Below are 16,810 nucleotides of genomic sequence, written 5' to 3' on the forward strand. Positions count from 1 at the left end.
TGGTCGAAATGCATGATCTCGATCTTCTCGGTTTCCTTCATTTGTCTCTCCTTTCTGGGGTTGTTTCCACATCCCCCATGCCAACGGGCATCAAAACCCGCTTACATTCCGTAACACTCAGCCGCTTTGGCCTTAAGCGCATTGACTGACTCTTCGTAGCCCTCTGCCTTGACCTCCATTTGCTTGGAGACGGTATCGAGATACGGGTGCACGTTCCATGACTTCAGACGCTCGGCAATCATGGCCGCAATCGTCTGGAAGAACACAAGATTGGGAATTGCGCTGAGCAGCGGAGCCACCTGAGGCACCGCAACCTCGTGAGCCCTACCCTTGGGATGGGCCGTGAGCAGCACCGTTTTTGCCGTAACGTTCGATAGCGCATCGGCGATATTCGCAAGACGCTCCGACCCCTGCGGATCGTCGACGATAAACACCAGATAGCCCGGAACGATCTGCATCTCGGGACCGTGGACGAACTCCTCGCCTTCGTGATGCATGGCAGGAATCTTGATGGTCTCGCTCAGCTTGAGCGCTGCCTCCTCGGCAACACCATAGTTGGGGCCGTTGCCGACGACCATGGCGGGCATGTGCTCAGAAAGCTCGAGCATGTGATCTTGGACATATGCCTCGGCGGTCTTGCACATCACGGCATTAGCCTGGATAGCCTCGCGCAGGTCATCAAGACGCTGAGCAACGCCCTTGGCGTCAATCGTTCCGCGCGCCTGACCGCCGTAAATACCAAAGAGCACCAGGTACTCAACGAGAACCTCGACGCCCAGAGTCACAAAGTCCACCGACTCGACACCCACACCGTAGTCAAGAACGATGTCAGCGTGTTCCTTGATGGGTGCCTCGACGTTTGCCGTGAGCGCAACTGCAGCCATATCGTGTGCACGCATGTAATCGAGCGCCGCAATCGTATTGGTCGAATAGCCGCTCTGCGAGACGGCGATGTTGAGCGCATGCTGCGGATAGGTGTGTTCAAAATCGACGAAGGCCTCGGGCGTCACAACGGACACCTGCATCTGCAGCGCATCTTGCAGGTAATCGCGGGCGCAATCGGCGGCATGGCGCGACGAACCCGAAGCAACGATGCGCAGTGCATCAAAAGAACCGGACTGGAAAATATCAACGAGCTGCGCTACCAGCTCAGACGAACGCTCGAGGTTCTCCCCCATACGCACATGGGCAAGCTGAACGTAATCGAGCATCTTCATCGTCTCACCTCGTAACAAATCATTAGTATTTGATATCAATCACAGTTACAGGTTACGGCTTTTTGATACCTCTTTGTCGATTAATTTATCCCCACCGGCGAACGGTCGATTTTGAGCCCTGTAAGGTTGTATATACAGCTGACCCAACGATCAAACTGGTTAGTTTCCCAGCCGTTATTCACAAAATACCAGCTAGTACGTATAGGTGTAGCCGCCCGTATCGCCACGATTGAAGGACTTTACATACTCGATAGCCTGACCGCTCGCGTCATAGCTCACGCATTCCAAAAGCAAAACAAGATCGCCCTGTTCCAGTCCAAGGAGGCCGGCATCTCGTGCGCCCAGCGCTTCGATATCGAGCTTTTCCTGTGCCATGACTGGCTTTCGGCCCAGCATCTCATAGGTCTCGTACAAACTGAAGACCGACACGTCAATATCTTCGATGGTTGGGAACAGCAGGCAGGGAATCAGCGCCGTCTCAATCGATACGGGGCTACCGTTTATGCAGTTCAGGCGTCGAACGGAATAGAGCAGGTCGTCCTCGGCGATGCCAAACAGGTCGGCGTAATATGGCCCCGCATAACGCTTGGAACGCGCGAGAATACGGACGGACGGCTCGCCGCCCGAAGCACGGACCGATTCACGGAAACCGACCGTGCGTTCAAAAAAAGCAGGTACTTTCTGCGCCACAAAGGCACCTTTTCCCCGAACACGGCGAATCTGCCCGCGCCGAACCAGCTCATCGACAGCGCTTCGGATGGTCAAGCGTGTCGTACCAAATTCCTCGGCAAGGTCTTTTTCGGACGGAATCATGGAACCCGTGGGATATATACTGCGCTCGATACGTTCCTCGATGCGGCGTCGAATGCGCATATAAACCGGGGTGGCATCTACTGTTTCAGCCATTGTTCACCTGCCACGCTCCTCATGCCGTTCTCTTCGCCGTTATCGGCAAAGCGGAACTTTGTGGGCAAAATCACCGATTTGCAATGCTCCACAAAACGCATGTCCTTATCAAATTCGATCGAGCTCTCATAGAACACCGGCGTTCCCTCTTCTTGCTGGAGCAGCTCGGCCTCTTCGGCGTTCAAACGCGAGATGGAGATATGCTCACGTCCATGCTCAACACGCACGCCACCTTCTTTGAGCAAGACATCGTAAAGGCTCTCACACTCAAAATCGTGTTCGGGAAGCGATGGGCACAGGGACAGGTTAACGTGAGCGGTCTCGATTGACGCCGGCTCGCCCTCAATAAGTCGAACGCGCTGCATGCGGAGCAAGGGAGCGCCTACAGCCACCCCAAGCTTGTCGGCAAGCGCCTCATCCGCCTCGATGGTCCCGGTGGAAACCAGACGAGAAGAGGGGTGCAGGCCGGCAGTCCGTACAGCATCGGAAAAGTTATACGTTTCCTGGAAGATGTTCAACGGCTTGGGAGGACACACATACGTACCCGATCCGCGACGGCTCTCGAGCGTTCCACACGAGATGAGCCGCGTGATACCGGCACGCAACGCCGTACGCGAAACGTCAATCTCTTCGCACAGCACGCGCTCGGCCGGCAGGCGATCGCCGCCGGCAAGCTGATGGTGCTGGATATACCAAAGAATTCCCTCAACAGCACGATCTTTGGGGGGAATTGCATAAGATTCGCCTGCCATTGCACAGACTCCTCATTCAGACACGTATGCCGCCAAAATTAGGCCAGCCCTCCCATGGCATCAAATTCGGCCTTGATCTTCTCGGCGACATTCCGATACGACTTATATAGACTTGAATCGCGTTTGACCTCGTCGGTCATAACGGGAATCTCTAATTTGGAAACCTCGTCTTTTCCCGTCTGAACCGCCACAACAACGCCCATACCAAGACACATATTACGCTTGGCAGCGTTTATTTTCGCCGCCTTGGCAGGATTTGCCAGGATACGCTGGGCAAATTCCTGTTTAGAGACCGCTTCTTCGGCCTCCGGATCGCCCGCCTCGGCCACTTCGCACTGCAACACGTCCGCATAGTCAAAAATCTTCGGCTCTGCACCACGCTGATGCACGGCCCACTTGCGATGCGTGGCATCCTGGTAGATAGCCGGCAAAAACGTAAACCGCGGCGGGTCCAAAATCGTATCCGTGATGGTAAACACATCGGGATCAAAGGCATCCTGCGGGTTTTTCTTCTTGAACAGCCCCATATCAGCCTCCCGTACTAGCATTAAATAACTCAAGCTGAATATAGCACCAATTTCAAGCCGCCGCCTTACCCTATCGGTGCGCGGCGTCTATAGCTCGCCCAGCGGAAGAGTTCACGGACGAGGGCCGGGGTGCCTGCCTTGTTTTGAGAAGTGGGCTCCGCGAACTTCTCAAAACAAGGCAGGCACCCCGGCCCCGCCGGCAAATAGCGGACACTCCGCATGCAATCTATGCAAACAAACAAGTACGCTTAGCTACATTCGGTAAGATCGAGCACGCTGCCCTTCACGATAAGCGCCGGCTCCAGAACGACTTCTTCGGCACGCCTACCGCCCCTACCGGCAAGACGCTTGGACATGCAGCCAAAAGCATGCTCCGCAAGGACACCAGGATCCTGCTCAATGGCGGTCAGCGCCGGCTCAAAGAGAACGTCGGCCGCCGAGTTGTCATAGCTTACGACCGAAATATCGCCCGGAATGCTCTTCCCCATCTCGTGCAGGCGCTTGAGCAAACCAAGGGCAATGTTATCCGAGCTTGCGAACACGGCGGTGGCATCAGTTGCGAGCACCGCCTCCGAGGCCTCGTATGCACTCGGAATGTAGTACTCGCTCTCAAACTCCAAGCGTGCGTCGATAGGCAGGCCAACCTCGCGCAGCGCGCGCTCATAGCCGGCAAGTCGCTTACGCCCCGTATTGGAACGGCGCGCGTTAACCAGACAGGCGATGCGGCGATGACCCTGCTCAATTAGATACCGCGTGGCCATGTAGCCACCCATCTCGTGGTCGAACATCACCTTGTCGCACTCGAGTCCTTCAATGGCACGATCGACCATCACGGCAGGGATGGGTAGATGGCTGACCTCTTCGCGCAGGGCGCGGTCGTCGGAGAACTCGTCGCCCACCACCAAAAAGACACCGTCGACGCCGCGCGTCACCAGCTGACGCAGCAGCTCAAGATCGTCGTCGGCACTTCCGCCCGAGCTGGTAATAAAGAGCGCATAGCCGTCCTCGCGGCAGCGCTTTTCCAAGCTGCCGGCAAGCGAGGCAAAAAAGCGGCTCTCGATGTTAGGGACGATAAGGCCCAGCGTGCGCGACTCGCGCATGACCAGGCTACGCGCAATCTGGTTGGGAACATAGTGGTTGCGTGCCGCGACCTCCTTGATGAGCTTGCGGTTTTCTTCCGAGATGCGACAGGGCCGATTATTAAGAACAAGCGAGACCGACGAGGGGGAAAGCCCCACCTCCTGGGCGATCTGCTTGAGGGTGACTTTGTTGGCCATCTCGCTCCTTCCGGGTTTACGCGCAATCTCTTGAAAGTATAGCGACTACCCCTCTACCTCGGTGATAAACACTTTACCAATCCGGTGGACGGCTGTTTTATCGCCGCCAGCGCACCAAATCCGTCCGGGTGGGGTATATTGCAATCGATTGATGACAACGACCACCAAAAGGCGGATATTCGTATGCACGAGAACGACTTTTTTAACGAGGACCTGTTGTGCGCGCTCGCTGGCGTTGCCGGCGAGGACAACGTGCTGATGAGCGAGCCTATGCGCGAGCACACCACGTTTAAGATCGGCGGCCCGGCCGACGTCTTTGTCACGCCCGATACCGAGCAGGGCCTCGTCGCCACGCTCGATACCTGTTATCGCTGCAATTTGCCCCTCACCATCGTGGGCAACGGCTCCGACCTGCTCGTCGGCGACAAGGGCATCCGCGGCGTCGTCGTGGCGCTGGGCGAAGGCCTCTCCGACATTACGGTCGACGGCACGCATGTCACGGCGGCAGCCGGTGCCTTGCTTTCCGATGTCGCCGCGGCGGCAGCCGAGGCCGGCCTCACCGGCATGGAGCCCATCTCGGGTATCCCCGGATCGGTCGGCGGCGCCTGCTACATGAACGCCGGTGCCTACGGTGCCTGCATGGCCGATGTGCTGGAGTCCGTGCGCGTCTACAAACCCGCTCGCCAGCTCGACGATGGCACCCGCGGCAGCGGCAACATCATCGAGTTCGATGTCGACGAACTCAACCTGGGCTATCGCAAGAGCCGCATCGCCGACGACGGCTTCATCGTACTTTCGGCCACTTTCAATCTCGCCCCGGGCAACGCCGCGATGATTAAGGCCGACATGGACGACTACCACCAGCGCCGCGAGGACAAGCAGCCGCTCGACATGCCGAGTGCTGGCTCCACTTTCAAGCGCCCCGAGGGTTACTTTGCCGGCAAACTCATCATGGATGCCGGCCTGCGAGGACACGCCGTTGGCGGCGCGCAGGTGAGCGAGAAGCACTGCGGCTTCATCGTCAACGCCGACCACGCCACCGCCGCCGACGTCGACGAACTCATCCGCCACATCCAAACAACCGTCAAAGACCAATTCAACGTAGACCTAGAACCCGAAGTCCACCGAGTCGGCGAATTTTTATAGCCTGCCCACCGCGATCCACTTTAATTAATAACGGGACAAGTGATCTAGCTCACTTGTCCCGTTATCATTTATTTGTGAAGAACATCGGCTAGCCGCAGGATTGAAATCATCGACCGATAAGTGAGTTCCACTTTTTCGCCCGCAAGCAGTCGTTTCGAGCCAATCTCATCTAGCCCCACAAGCTGAGAAAACAGCGGGCTGCTCATCGTGCCCTCGTCAATTGATTCCCTTATGGTCTTCAAAACGTCCGTATCATGAAGCGACGCCGAGCTGTAGGGGGCAACACGAGCGGAACTCTCAATTAACGACGAGACAAAAGGATGGAGATGCTTTGGACATAGTCCATCAAACACCACATCCCCATTGTCATCCGAGCCGACTAATCGCCAACTATAATGATCGACCCAGTCGTCTCCGTCATATATGGTGTCCATGAGCAACTTCCCGTCTAGAGAGACCTATTTGGACATCGGGGCGCAAGACCGCAATCCATATAGGACCAGCAGCAGCTCCAACCCAACGCACCGCTCGACAATTGCAAATTGCGGCTATTTTAAATCTACATGATCAGTTCGAGTTCGCAACAAGGCGATTATTGCAACTAGGTTATATTTCATTTTCCACTTTGGTGAGCCGTCGGCTCCAAATTCCAAAACCGAAGTCCACCGAGTCGGCGAATTTTTATAAAAAGAAGGCCCCGAAAGGGGCCTTCACTTTCTTTAATTCAGACAACCAGTCCGGTATGTCGCGCCCCGAACCCGAGAGGGCCGTGTGCCCGCCCGCAATATATTTGATTGGTCGCGAGTTCCGCACGCAAAGAAGGCCACTTAATGTGGCCTTCGTCTTGCGCAGGACTGCCCGAGCAGGCAATCAAATATATTGCGGGCGGGCACACGGCCCCGTCGGCTTTACGACAGCGCAATACCGCCAAGCCAGCCCCAACGCACGCCAGAGCCAGTGCCGTAGAACCGAATAAACGCATCAAGCGACTTAGACGTAATGGCGCCCTCGTTGCTCATAACGATGCCGCCGCCAACGTAGATACCCACATGACCGTAGATAAGGCCCGGAGCACCCGTGCCGCTATGCGAGGAGTCGGCCACGATCATGCCCACCTGCAGCGCCGAGCGGTCGGAGCTATAGCACCAGGCGTTGAACATGTCACACGCGTTGCCGCCAAAGTAGCCAACGCCGGCGTTACGGAAGACATTGGTAACCCACGCCGCGCACCAGTTCTGACCCGGCGAAGGCGTGGAGTAGCACGCGTTGACGACGGCCTGCTGCTTGCCCGAGCCGGCATTCTGCTGCGGAGTTCCGGGCGCATACGATCCACCGCCCGAGCTCGAACCACCCGAGTAGGAATTGTTCTTGTTCGCGGCAGCCGCGGCAGCGGCGGCCTTCCTAGCGGCCTCCTCGGCCTGGGCGGCAGCGAGAATCTCGGAATCACGCTGAGCCATGAGCTCCTTGACGTCGTCGGAAAGACCGTTCAGCACGGTCTGGACCTCTTGCTGCTTGGCCTGCATATCCTGCATCTGAGCCGTCTGCTGATCCTTGAGTTTCTCCAGGTCAGCCTTTTGTGCTTCGAGCTCGGTCTTCTGTGCGTCGAGCTCGGCCTGAATCGTCTGGATATCCTCGATGGCATCGCGGTCGCTCTTGTTGATCTTCTCAACGTAATGCGCGTTGGCGACGAGTTCCTCAAACGAGCCAGAGGCCAGCAGCAGCGACAGGATGTTCGTACCGCCGGACTTGTAGCTGGCGGCCACGCGATCGGAAAGGTCGTTGCGCTTCTTCTTGAGCTCGGCCTTCTTTTCATCGATCTGGGCCTGCGTGTCGTCAATCTTGCCCTGGACATTCTCGATGTCGTTGAGGGTCTGGGCATTCTTGTTGGCCAGCGCCGCATACTCATTTGCGATGCTGTCGAGCTGGGCCTGAACCTCGTCGAGTTGGGCCTGGGCGGCATTCAATTTATCGGTGGTTTCTTTGGAAGCCTCCGCCGCATGGGCGCGAGTGGGCAGGCCAAAAAGAACTGCCGCAGAAGCGGCGCCGAACAGGGCCTTAAGGGCAGTGCGGCGCGAGAGCTCCTGGGAAAGGATGGAATCGCTGTTTGGTGACATATGTACTCCGTTACATGCTTATTTATATGTCGCTCAACTCATACATATTAGCGTACATATGGCGCGTCCCAACGATTTCCACGAACGGCAGGAAACTACAAGGTCGGCGGCTCGTAAGCAATTGTCAAATTTGAGGTAACAATTGAGCAAGCTCTTATATGAGTACGTTAACATAGTCCTCTGCTTTTCCTACAGTGCACCATTTGGGCGTCCCCGCCTGCGCTATACTCCCCTCTAGAAGTGTTCCTGATTCGATAGGAGACTACATGTCCAAAGCACTCGACCCCAAAGACACCTGCGTCCTCGTTACCGGTGGCGCCGGCTTTATCGGCTCGCACACCGTCGTTCAGCTGCTCGAGGGTGGCTACCAGGTCGTCATCGTCGATGATCTCTCCAACTCCAGCGCCGTCGCCGTCGACCGCGTCAAGACCATCGTGGGCGACGAGGCCGCCAAGAACCTCACCTTCTACGAGGCCAACGTGCTCGACCGCGATGCGATGAACAAGATCTTCGATACCCATCAGATCGATCGTGTCATCCACTTTGCCGGCTTTAAGGCCGTCGGCGAGTCGGTGAGCAAGCCCGTCGAGTACTACCACAACAACATCGAGAACACCCTGGTGCTCATCGACGTCATGCGCAACCATGGCTGCAAGTCCATCATCTTCTCGAGCTCCTCGACCGTCTACGGCGACCCGGACAACCCGCCCGTCACCGAGGAAGACCCCAAGAAGCCCGCAACCAACCCCTATGGCTGGACCAAGTGGATGATCGAGCAGATCCTTATGGACGTCCACACCGCCGACCCCGAGTGGGACGTCGTGCTGCTCCGTTACTTCAACCCCATCGGCGCTCATCCGTCGGGCCTGATCGGCGAGGACCCCAAGGGCATCCCCAACAACCTGGTGCCCTATGTCGCCCAGGTCGCCGTGGGCAAGCTCGAGGCCGTTCAGGTCTTTGGCAACGACTACCCCACCCCCGACGGCACCGGCGTGCGCGACTACATCCACGTGTGCGATCTGGCCTCTGGTCACGTTGCCGCCCTTAACTGGATGAACGGCAAGACCGGCGTCGAGATCTTTAACCTGGGCACCGGCACCGGCACCTCGGTACTCGAGGTCGTCGCCGCCTTCTCCAAGGCTTGTGGCAAGGAGCTGCCCTACGTGATCCGCGAGCGCCGCGCCGGCGACATCGCTGCCAACTGGTGCGATGCCTCCAAGGCCGAGCGCATGATGGGCTGGAAGGCCCAGTACGACATCGCGGACATGTGCCGCGATAGCTGGAACTGGCAGAGCCACAACCCCAACGGCTTCGCCGACGCCGAGTAGCAAAAACCTACATACCGTTCTTGCCCCGATCTCACGTTGTGAGGTCGGGGCTTTTTCATGGCATGTAGCCATTCGCCGAAAATCGACCAACTTTTTTATCTTGCCTGTACATGTTTAAACAACATGTTTTACAATAGGCGTATCGAATCAGAACATCGGAGGCGGACTGCACACCCATCGGCAGGCCGACCCCACAACAAGAAGGTTGGTGAGCGCATTCATGGAGCGTGCAAGCGGCGTCCTCATGCCCGTCTCATCTCTGCCCGGACCATACGGAATCGGCGGCTTTGGCTGGAATGCCTACGACTTCGTCGATTTTCTCGCCTCGTGCAAACAACATTACTGGCAGATTCTGCCCCTTACGACGACCAGCTATGGCGATTCGCCTTATCAGTCGTTCTCGGCCCGCGCAGGCAACCCCAACTTTATCGACTTTGCCGAGCTTATCGAGGCAGGGTATCTGGAGCAGCGCGATATCGATGGCGTGTATCTGGGATCCGACCCCAGCAATGTCGACTACGGTGCTATCTTTGGCGGCCGCCGTCAGATTCTCGACCGCGCCGCCGAGCGCTTTGCTGCCGACAAGCCGGCCGATTTCGATGACTTTATCCAGGCCAACGAGGACTGGCTCATCCCCTACTGTGAGTTCATGACCGTCAAAGAGGAGTGCGGTCTCAAGGCGTTTTGGGAGTGGCCCGCGGAGCTCCGCACCCGCGGCGAGGCTTCCGCCAAGGTCTGCGCCGACCATCCGGCGCGTATGCTCTACCACCAGATGACGCAGTACTTCTTCGATCGCCAGTGGAGCCGCCTCAAGGCCTATGCCAACGAGCGCGACATTCTCATCATCGGCGACCTGCCCATCTATGTCTCGCGTGACTCCGTCGAGATGTGGGCGACACCTGAGCTCTTTAAGATCGACGCCGCCGGCAATCCCGTGAGCGTCGCCGGCACGCCGCCCGACCAGTTCTCGGCCACCGGCCAGTACTGGGGCAACCCCATCTACGACTGGGACGCCATGGAGGCCGACGGCTTCTCCTGGTGGGAGGGCCGCATTCGCGCCGCCCTCGACATGTACGACGTCATCCGCCTGGATCACTTCCGCGGCTTCGAGGCCTATTGGGAGGTGCCGTTCTCCTCGCCTGATTCGTCCTACGGTTCGTGGACGCAGGGTCCCGGCCTCAAGCTCTTCAAGACACTCGAGGAAAAGCTCGGCACGCTGCCCATCATCGCCGAGGACCTGGGCTTCCTCACCCCCGGCGTCATCGATATGCGCGACAACTCGGGCTTCCCCGGCATGAAGATCCTGCAGTTTGCCTTTGAGGGCACCAACTCGTACTACCTGCCGCACAACTACATTGCCAACACCGTCGCCTACGTGGGCACTCACGACAACGAGACGGCACGCGGCTGGTTTGAAGGAACGGCCACCCCGCGTCAGCGCGAGCAGGCAGCCTTGTACACCCATCAGCAGGCCGGCGAACCCATGGCAGATGCACTCAATCGCACCATCGCCGCCAGCGTGAGCGACACGTGCATCTACACCATGCAGGACCTGCTCAACTTGGGCAACGAGGCGCGCATCAACACCCCTGCCACGCTGGGCGGCAACTGGACCTGGCGCATGCTCGACGGCGCCATCACCCGCGAGCTCGAGCACAAACTCACCGACTGGACCGAGACCTACTTCCGCATCCCGTCGGAAGCCGAAATCGAGCTTCCTCAATAGGAGCTACCGCGCCCGACCCCTCCCCACCGTGCGGACGCGCTTGCTTTTCCCGCGCGAGGCCACCCCAATCCCCTCGCGCGGGCTTCTTATGAATTGCAGACATGAAACAACCCATCACAGGAGAAAACATGCCCCAAATTAACCTCATGGAACTCGCCGAGCAGTCTTTTGGCACCTCGCTCGAGCAGCTCGACGACCGTCGCATTTACAAGCTGCTGGTCAAACTCGTGCAGGAGCGCTCCGCCACCTGCCCGCTCAACAACGGCAAGAAAAAGCTCTATTACATTTCCGCCGAATTTTTGATCGGCAAGCTGCTCATCAACAACATGATCGACCTCGGCATCTACGACGAAGTTAAGGACCAGCTCACCGCCGCAGGCCACGACCTCAACAAGATCGAGGAATTCGAGGTCGAGCCGTCGCTCGGCAACGGCGGCCTGGGCCGCCTGGCCGCGTGCTTCCTGGATTCCATCGCCACGCTGGGCTTGACCGGCGATGGCGTGGGCCTCAACTATCACTACGGTCTGTTCCGTCAGCGCTTTGTCGACAACCAGCAGAAGGCCGTCCCCGACGAGTGGCTCGGTGAGCAGGACATCCTAGTCGACGATGACCGCTCCTACACCGTCGAGTTCGGCGATTTTGCCGTTACCTCCAAGCTCGTCAACATCGATGTGCCCGGTTACGACCAGCCCACCAAAAACCGCCTGCGCCTGTTCGACCTGGCGAGCGTCGACGACGGCCTGGTCCCCGGCAGCTCCATCGACTTCGACAAGACCGAGATCGCCAAGAACCTCACCTTGTTCCTCTACCCCGACGATTCCGACGAGCAGGGCCGCCTACTTCGCATCTATCAGGAGTACTTCATGGTGAGCAACGCCGCCCAGCTCCTGATCGACGAGGCCATCGAGCGCGGCAGCAACCTGCACGATCTGGCCGACTACGCCGTGGTCCAAATTAACGACACGCACCCCACCATGGTCATCCCCGAGCTCATTCGCTTGCTCACCACCGAGCATGGCATCGAGTTTGACGAGGCCGTGACCATCGTACGCTCCATGGTCGCCTACACTAACCACACGATTCTTGCCGAGGCGCTCGAGAAGTGGCCGCTCGTCAGCCTGCAGAAGGTCTCCCCTGCCATCGCCGACATTATCGTCAAGCTCGATGAGATCGCGAAGGCCGAGCACGATGACCCGCGCGTCGCCGTCATCGACGAATACGACACCGTCCACATGGCCCACATGGACATCCACTTTGGCTTCTCCATCAATGGCGTAGCCGCCCTCCACACCAAGATCCTGGAGGACACCGAGCTTCATCCGTTCTACGAGATCTATCCCGAGAAGTTCTCCAACAAGACCAACGGCATCACCTTCCGCCGCTGGATCCATGGGGCCAACCCCGCGCTCGCCAGCCTGCTCGACGATGTAATCGGCACCGACTGGCGCAGCACCGGCGATCTGAGCAAACTCGCCAAGTTCGCCGACGACAAGGACGTTCTTGAGCGCCTGGCCGCCACCAAGGTCGAGGCCAAGGCCATCATGCGCCAGTTCATGGCGCTCGAGCAAGGCGTGACTATTCCCTCCAACGCCATCATCGACGTCCAGGTCAAGCGCATCCACGAGTACAAGCGCCAGCAGATGCTCGCGCTCTACATCATCTGGAAGTACCTCGATATCAAGAACGGCAACAGGCCTAAGCACCCCGTCACCATCATCTTTGGCGGCAAGGCGGCGCCTGCCTACACTATCGCGCAGGACATCATCCATCTGATCCTGACGCTGTCGCAGTGGATTGCAAACGACCCCGACGTGGCTCCTTACCTGCAGGTTGTCATGATCGAGAACTACAACGTCACCGCCGCCGAGCGCGTGATCCCCGCCGCTGACATCTCCGAGCAGATCAGCCTGGCCTCCAAGGAGGCAAGCGGCACCTCCAACATGAAGTTCATGCTCAACGGCGCCCTAACCCTGTGCACGCTCGACGGTGCCAACGTGGAGATTGCCGAGCTCGTGGGCGACGAGAACATCTATACCTTTGGTGCCTCGTCCAAACAGGTCGAGCAGCTCTACGCCGACGGCACCTACAACGCCGGTGCGCTCTACCGCAAGCCCGGAATTAAACTGCTGGTGGACTTCATCACCAACCCAGCCTTTATGGCAACCGGCAACGCCGAGCGCCTGCAGCGCCTGCACGACGACATTAAGGGCAAGGACTGGTTTATGGCCCTGCTCGACATTGAGGAGTACATCCAGACCAAGGAGCGCGTGCTGGCCGACTACGAGGACCAGGACGCCTGGATGCGCAAGGCGCTCATCAATATCGCCAACGCCGGCACCTTCTCGTCCGACCGTACGATCTCCCAGTACAACGACGAGATCTGGCACCTGAGCTAATTCGGTTTCATCGCCCATCCTCTTGAAAACGGAGCCACGGCAACGCGGCTCCGTTTTTTGTGCCCGCACGTTACCCTGTGATCCGACTCGGCCAAACAATCTCGATCCATAACAACTACTCAACCAAAACGGTCCCAGCTGTTACAGATTGAGACATACCGGCCCCTCCCCTTGGGTTTATCTCAATCTGTAACATCTAGCAGGTGAAATTCGCCTTTGGTGTTACAGATTTAGATGAAATGGTTAGTTCAGCGGAACCGTCTCGATCTGTAGCATCTAACGTCCGAAATCGGCCCTATCCGTTACAGATCGAGACAAACGACCGGTCAGACAGTCCCAACACAAAGAAAGGCTCCCCTCTCGCCCAGTGGACGGGAGGGGAGCCTTATATGTGACCGCGGCAAAAGGATGGCAATACCGCAGTCGCCCAAAGGGAGGGCCTGGATGCACCGGGCCTAGATAAGGTTCTTGCCAGAGACCTTATCGAAGAGGTGGGTCGCGTTCTTCTCGAACTTGAACCAGATGGGGTCGCCAGCCTTGAGCGCACCCTTGGCCTCAAGGTCGACGACGGGAATAATCAGGACAAACTGGCCGTCGGGAGCGGTCACGTGGACATGCTCGGTCGAGCCCATGAGCTCGGTCACCTCGACGGTACCCTGGAGCGCACCCTCCTCGTCCTTGTCGGCAAGCAGGATCTGCTCGGGGCGCACACCTGCCGTGATCTCCTTCACGTCGCCGCCGTCCCAGTTGAGAGCAAGCTGAGCGCAGGTCTCGGGGGCGAGCGCCACGTTCATATCCTCGGTCTTGACGGTGAAGCCGTTGCCCGAGCGCACCAGCTGGGCATCGAAGAAGTTCATCTGCGGCACGCCGATGAAGCCGGCGACGAAGATGTTCGCGGGGTGGTTGAAGACCTCCTGCGGCGTGGCGATCTGCTGGACAACACCGTCCTTCATGACCACGATACGGTCACCGAGGGTCATGGCCTCGGTCTGGTCGTGGGTGACGTAGATGAACGTGCCCTTGATCTCGTGGCGCAGCTTAATGAGCTCGGCACGCATCTGGTTACGAAGCTTGGCGTCCAGGTTGGACAGCGGCTCGTCCATCAGGAAGACCTTGGGGTCACGAACGATAGCGCGGCCGATGGCGACGCGCTGGCGCTGGCCGCCCGAAAGCGCCTTGGGCTTACGGTCGAGGTACTCGGTAATACCCAAGATCTCGGCGGCGGAGCGAACCTTGCGGTCGATCTCGTCCTTGGGAACCTTCTTGAGCTCAAGCGTAAACGCCATGTTCTCGTACACCGTCATATTGGGGTACAGAGCGTAGCTCTGGAACACCATGGCGATGTCGCGGTCCTTGGGCGCCACGTCGTTGACGCGCTTGCCGTCGATGAGCACGTCGCCGGAGGTGATGTCCTCTAGGCCGGCGACCATGCGCATCGTCGTGGACTTACCGCAGCCAGAGGGGCCAACGAGGACGATGAACTCCTGGTCGTGAACGGTGAGGTTGAAGTCCTCTACAGCGAGCACACCGTCCTCGGTAACCTTGAGGTTGTGCTTCTTCTCCTCGGTCTTCTTCTTTTTGCCAAAGAAGCCCTTCTTTTTTGACTCGTTGTTGGGATACACCTTCTGAACATGTTTGAGAACGATCTCGGCCATGTCTCTACCTTTCGATACGCGGCGCCGCGCTGAGGGGCGCCGCCAAAACTTGCAAAACAGTTACGGCATCAGCCCTTGACGGCACCTGCCACCACACCGTCGATGATGTACTTCTGGCAGAAGATGTACATGATGACGATGGGGACAACGACCATCATGATGCAGGCCATCATGGGGCCGAGCTCGACGTGGCCATAGCCGCCGCGGAAGTACTGGATCAAAATAGGAATGGTCTTGTACTTGGTGGAGTCGAGCGTAAGGTAGGGCAGCAGGTAGTCGTTCCAGACCCACATGGTCTCGAGGATGCCGACCGAAAGATAGGTGGGCTTCATGATGGGGAGAACGATCTTAAAGAACACCTGAACCGGGTTGCAGCCGTCAATCATGGCCGCCTCCTCGATCTCGAGCGGGATGTTCTTTACAAAGCCGGCGAACATAAAGACCGCCAGGCCCGCGCCAAAGCCCAGATAGATAAAGCAGATGTTGAACGGCGTATTAAAGCCGATGCGGTCCGCCAAATTGGACAGCGTGAACATCAGCATCTGGAACGGTACGACCATCGAGAACACGAACAGGTAATAGAAGAAGTTCGAGATCTTGTTGTTGACACGAACCACGTACCAAGCGCACATGGAGCAGCACACCAGAATCAGCACGACCGACGTGACTGTGATGATGAGCGAGTACATAAACGCCGAGGCAAAGCCCTGCTCGTTAAGAGCGTGCACGTAGTTTGCGAGGCCGTTGAACGTCTCGGGCGTGAGCAGATCGAACGCCGTGGTGGTGCTGATTGCGGTCCCCTTCTTAAAGGAATTGAGCGCAATCATGAACACAGGGTAGATCCACGCGAGCGACAGAATCGTAAAGAAGATCGAGAGCGCGCGGTTAATAGCCTTATCGCGTTTCATTACTGCTGCACCTCCTTGGACCTCGTGGCCTTAAGCTGGATCATAGAAATAGCGACAACCAGGATGCAGAAGATAACTGCCTTGGCCTGACCGATGCCCTGCCATGCGATGCCAGCACGCGAATAGAACGTGTTGTAGATGTTCAGGGCGAGCATCTCGGTGGAGTGCGCCGGGGCACCACCGGTAAGGGCGAGGTTCTGGTCGAACAGCTTAAAGCCGTTGGTGATGGACAGGAACAGGCAGATGGTGATGGTCGGCATCAGGTTGGGGATCTTAACCTTCCAAAACGTCTGCCATGCCGTAGCGCCGTCGACCTTGGCGGCCTCGATGTAATCAGACGGAATGGACTGCAGACCGGCGATGTAGATGATCATCATGTAGCCGACCTGTTGCCACAGGGTCAGGATGATAAGGCCCCAGAAGCCAGCGGCGGAGTTGAGGGCGATAAGCTGGGCACCCACGTTGGAGAGCAGGCAGTTGATCAGAATCTGCCAAATGTAACCCAGTACAATGCCGCCAATCAGGTTAGGCATAAAGAAAATCGTACGGAAGATGTTGGTGCCCTTGAGCGCCTTGCGAGTGAGCGCCTGCGCAATGGCCAGCGCGATCACGTTGATGAGCACCGTCGACAGGAAGGCAAACGCCACGGTAAAGAAGAACGACGTGGAGAACTGCGGGTCGGTCAGTGCGCGCACGTAGTTCTCGATACCGACAAAGTGCGCGTTATTGATGGTAATAAACTGGCAGAACGAGAGATAGAAACCCTGGATAAAGGGAATCACGAACCCGATCATAAACGCCAGGCACGTGGGCAGCATAAAGAGCGGCCACCAGCGCTTGAGTGCTTTGCCCATAGAA

14 protein-coding genes are annotated in these 16,810 nt (G+C 57.8%); 4 read left to right on the forward strand and 10 right to left on the reverse strand.

The annotated features are described in order from the left end of the window. Window positions 1–101: 101 nt before the first annotated feature. The 5 genes from DWZ52_RS07350 to DWZ52_RS07370 all read right to left on the reverse strand — a co-directional run bounded on the left by DWZ52_RS07350 (window position 102) and on the right by DWZ52_RS07370 (window position 4,679). Window positions 102–1,217 carry an SIS domain-containing protein gene (locus tag DWZ52_RS07350; RefSeq protein WP_117638249.1) on the reverse strand — a complete coding sequence of 372 codons (1,116 nt, stop codon included), beginning with the start codon at window positions 1,215–1,217 and terminating at the stop codon, window positions 102–104. A 192-nt stretch (window positions 1,218–1,409) separates the two neighbouring features. Continuing rightward, window positions 1,410–2,123 (reverse strand): GntR family transcriptional regulator, encoded by a 714-nt coding sequence (locus DWZ52_RS07355; RefSeq protein WP_117584261.1) that lies wholly within the window; start codon window positions 2,121–2,123, stop codon window positions 1,410–1,412. Then, on the reverse strand, window positions 2,108–2,875 hold the full coding sequence (locus DWZ52_RS07360) for a GntR family transcriptional regulator (RefSeq protein WP_118385234.1): 768 nt from the start codon (window positions 2,873–2,875) through the stop codon (window positions 2,108–2,110). The genes DWZ52_RS07355 and DWZ52_RS07360 overlap by 16 nt, the downstream gene beginning before the upstream one ends. Window positions 2,876–2,913: 38 nt before the next feature. Beyond that, window positions 2,914–3,402, reverse strand: coding sequence for a hypothetical protein (locus DWZ52_RS07365; RefSeq protein ID WP_118385235.1), 489 nt, complete (start codon window positions 3,400–3,402; stop codon window positions 2,914–2,916). A 248-nt stretch (window positions 3,403–3,650) separates the two neighbouring features. Next, window positions 3,651–4,679: a LacI family DNA-binding transcriptional regulator gene (locus DWZ52_RS07370; RefSeq protein WP_118260376.1), complete on the reverse strand. Its 1,029-nt coding sequence runs from the start codon at window positions 4,677–4,679 to the stop codon at window positions 3,651–3,653. A gap of 183 nt (window positions 4,680–4,862) precedes the next feature. Here DWZ52_RS07370 and murB point away from each other — a divergent pair, with 183 nt between their 5' ends. Beyond that, a complete protein-coding gene (gene murB, locus DWZ52_RS07375; protein ID WP_118385236.1) occupies window positions 4,863–5,825 on the forward strand; it encodes a UDP-N-acetylmuramate dehydrogenase in 963 nt (320 codons plus the stop codon). 68 nt (window positions 5,826–5,893) lie between these two features. Here the strand turns inward: murB and DWZ52_RS07380 are convergent, their stop codons facing one another. Together DWZ52_RS07380 and DWZ52_RS07385 are read right to left on the reverse strand one after the other, a co-directional pair. Beyond that, on the reverse strand, window positions 5,894–6,259 hold the full coding sequence (locus tag DWZ52_RS07380; protein ID WP_118385237.1) for a hypothetical protein: 366 nt from the start codon (window positions 6,257–6,259) through the stop codon (window positions 5,894–5,896). 474 nt (window positions 6,260–6,733) lie between these two features. Then, entirely contained in the window at window positions 6,734–7,939 is a 1,206-nt protein-coding gene (locus DWZ52_RS07385; protein ID WP_118385238.1) for a hypothetical protein, read from the reverse strand. 266 nt (window positions 7,940–8,205) lie between these two features. Here DWZ52_RS07385 and galE point away from each other — a divergent pair, with 266 nt between their 5' ends. The 3 genes from galE to glgP all read left to right on the forward strand — a co-directional run bounded on the left by galE (window position 8,206) and on the right by glgP (window position 13,389). Further along, window positions 8,206–9,267, forward strand: coding sequence for a UDP-glucose 4-epimerase GalE (galE, locus tag DWZ52_RS07390; RefSeq protein ID WP_006235870.1), 1,062 nt, complete (start codon window positions 8,206–8,208; stop codon window positions 9,265–9,267). A gap of 220 nt (window positions 9,268–9,487) precedes the next feature. Continuing rightward, the gene (malQ, locus tag DWZ52_RS07395) at window positions 9,488–10,993 is read left to right on the forward strand and encodes a 4-alpha-glucanotransferase (RefSeq protein WP_118385239.1); all 1,506 of its coding nucleotides are present in this window, start codon (window positions 9,488–9,490) and stop codon (window positions 10,991–10,993) included. 128 nt (window positions 10,994–11,121) lie between these two features. After that, a complete protein-coding gene (gene glgP / locus DWZ52_RS07400) occupies window positions 11,122–13,389 on the forward strand; it encodes a glycogen/starch/alpha-glucan family phosphorylase (protein WP_233547288.1) in 2,268 nt (755 codons plus the stop codon). Window positions 13,390–13,844: 455 nt separating this feature from the next. Here the strand turns inward: glgP and DWZ52_RS07405 are convergent, their stop codons facing one another. The 3 genes from DWZ52_RS07405 to DWZ52_RS07415 form a co-directional block, all read right to left on the reverse strand. Continuing rightward, entirely contained in the window at window positions 13,845–15,044 is a 1,200-nt protein-coding gene (locus tag DWZ52_RS07405; RefSeq protein WP_055252176.1) for an ABC transporter ATP-binding protein, read from the reverse strand. Window positions 15,045–15,112: 68 nt separating this feature from the next. Beyond that, complete coding sequence (locus DWZ52_RS07410; RefSeq protein ID WP_089573621.1) at window positions 15,113–15,952, reverse strand: carbohydrate ABC transporter permease; 840 nt, start codon at window positions 15,950–15,952, stop codon at window positions 15,113–15,115. After that, complete coding sequence (locus tag DWZ52_RS07415) at window positions 15,952–16,806, reverse strand: carbohydrate ABC transporter permease (protein WP_099432301.1); 855 nt, start codon at window positions 16,804–16,806, stop codon at window positions 15,952–15,954. Before DWZ52_RS07415 ends, DWZ52_RS07410 begins: the two co-directional genes overlap by 1 nt. Window positions 16,807–16,810 lie beyond the last annotated feature (4 nt).

It is taken from the genome of Collinsella sp. AF33-16, from assembly GCF_003475325.1.
Classification (GTDB): domain Bacteria; phylum Actinomycetota; class Coriobacteriia; order Coriobacteriales; family Coriobacteriaceae; genus Collinsella.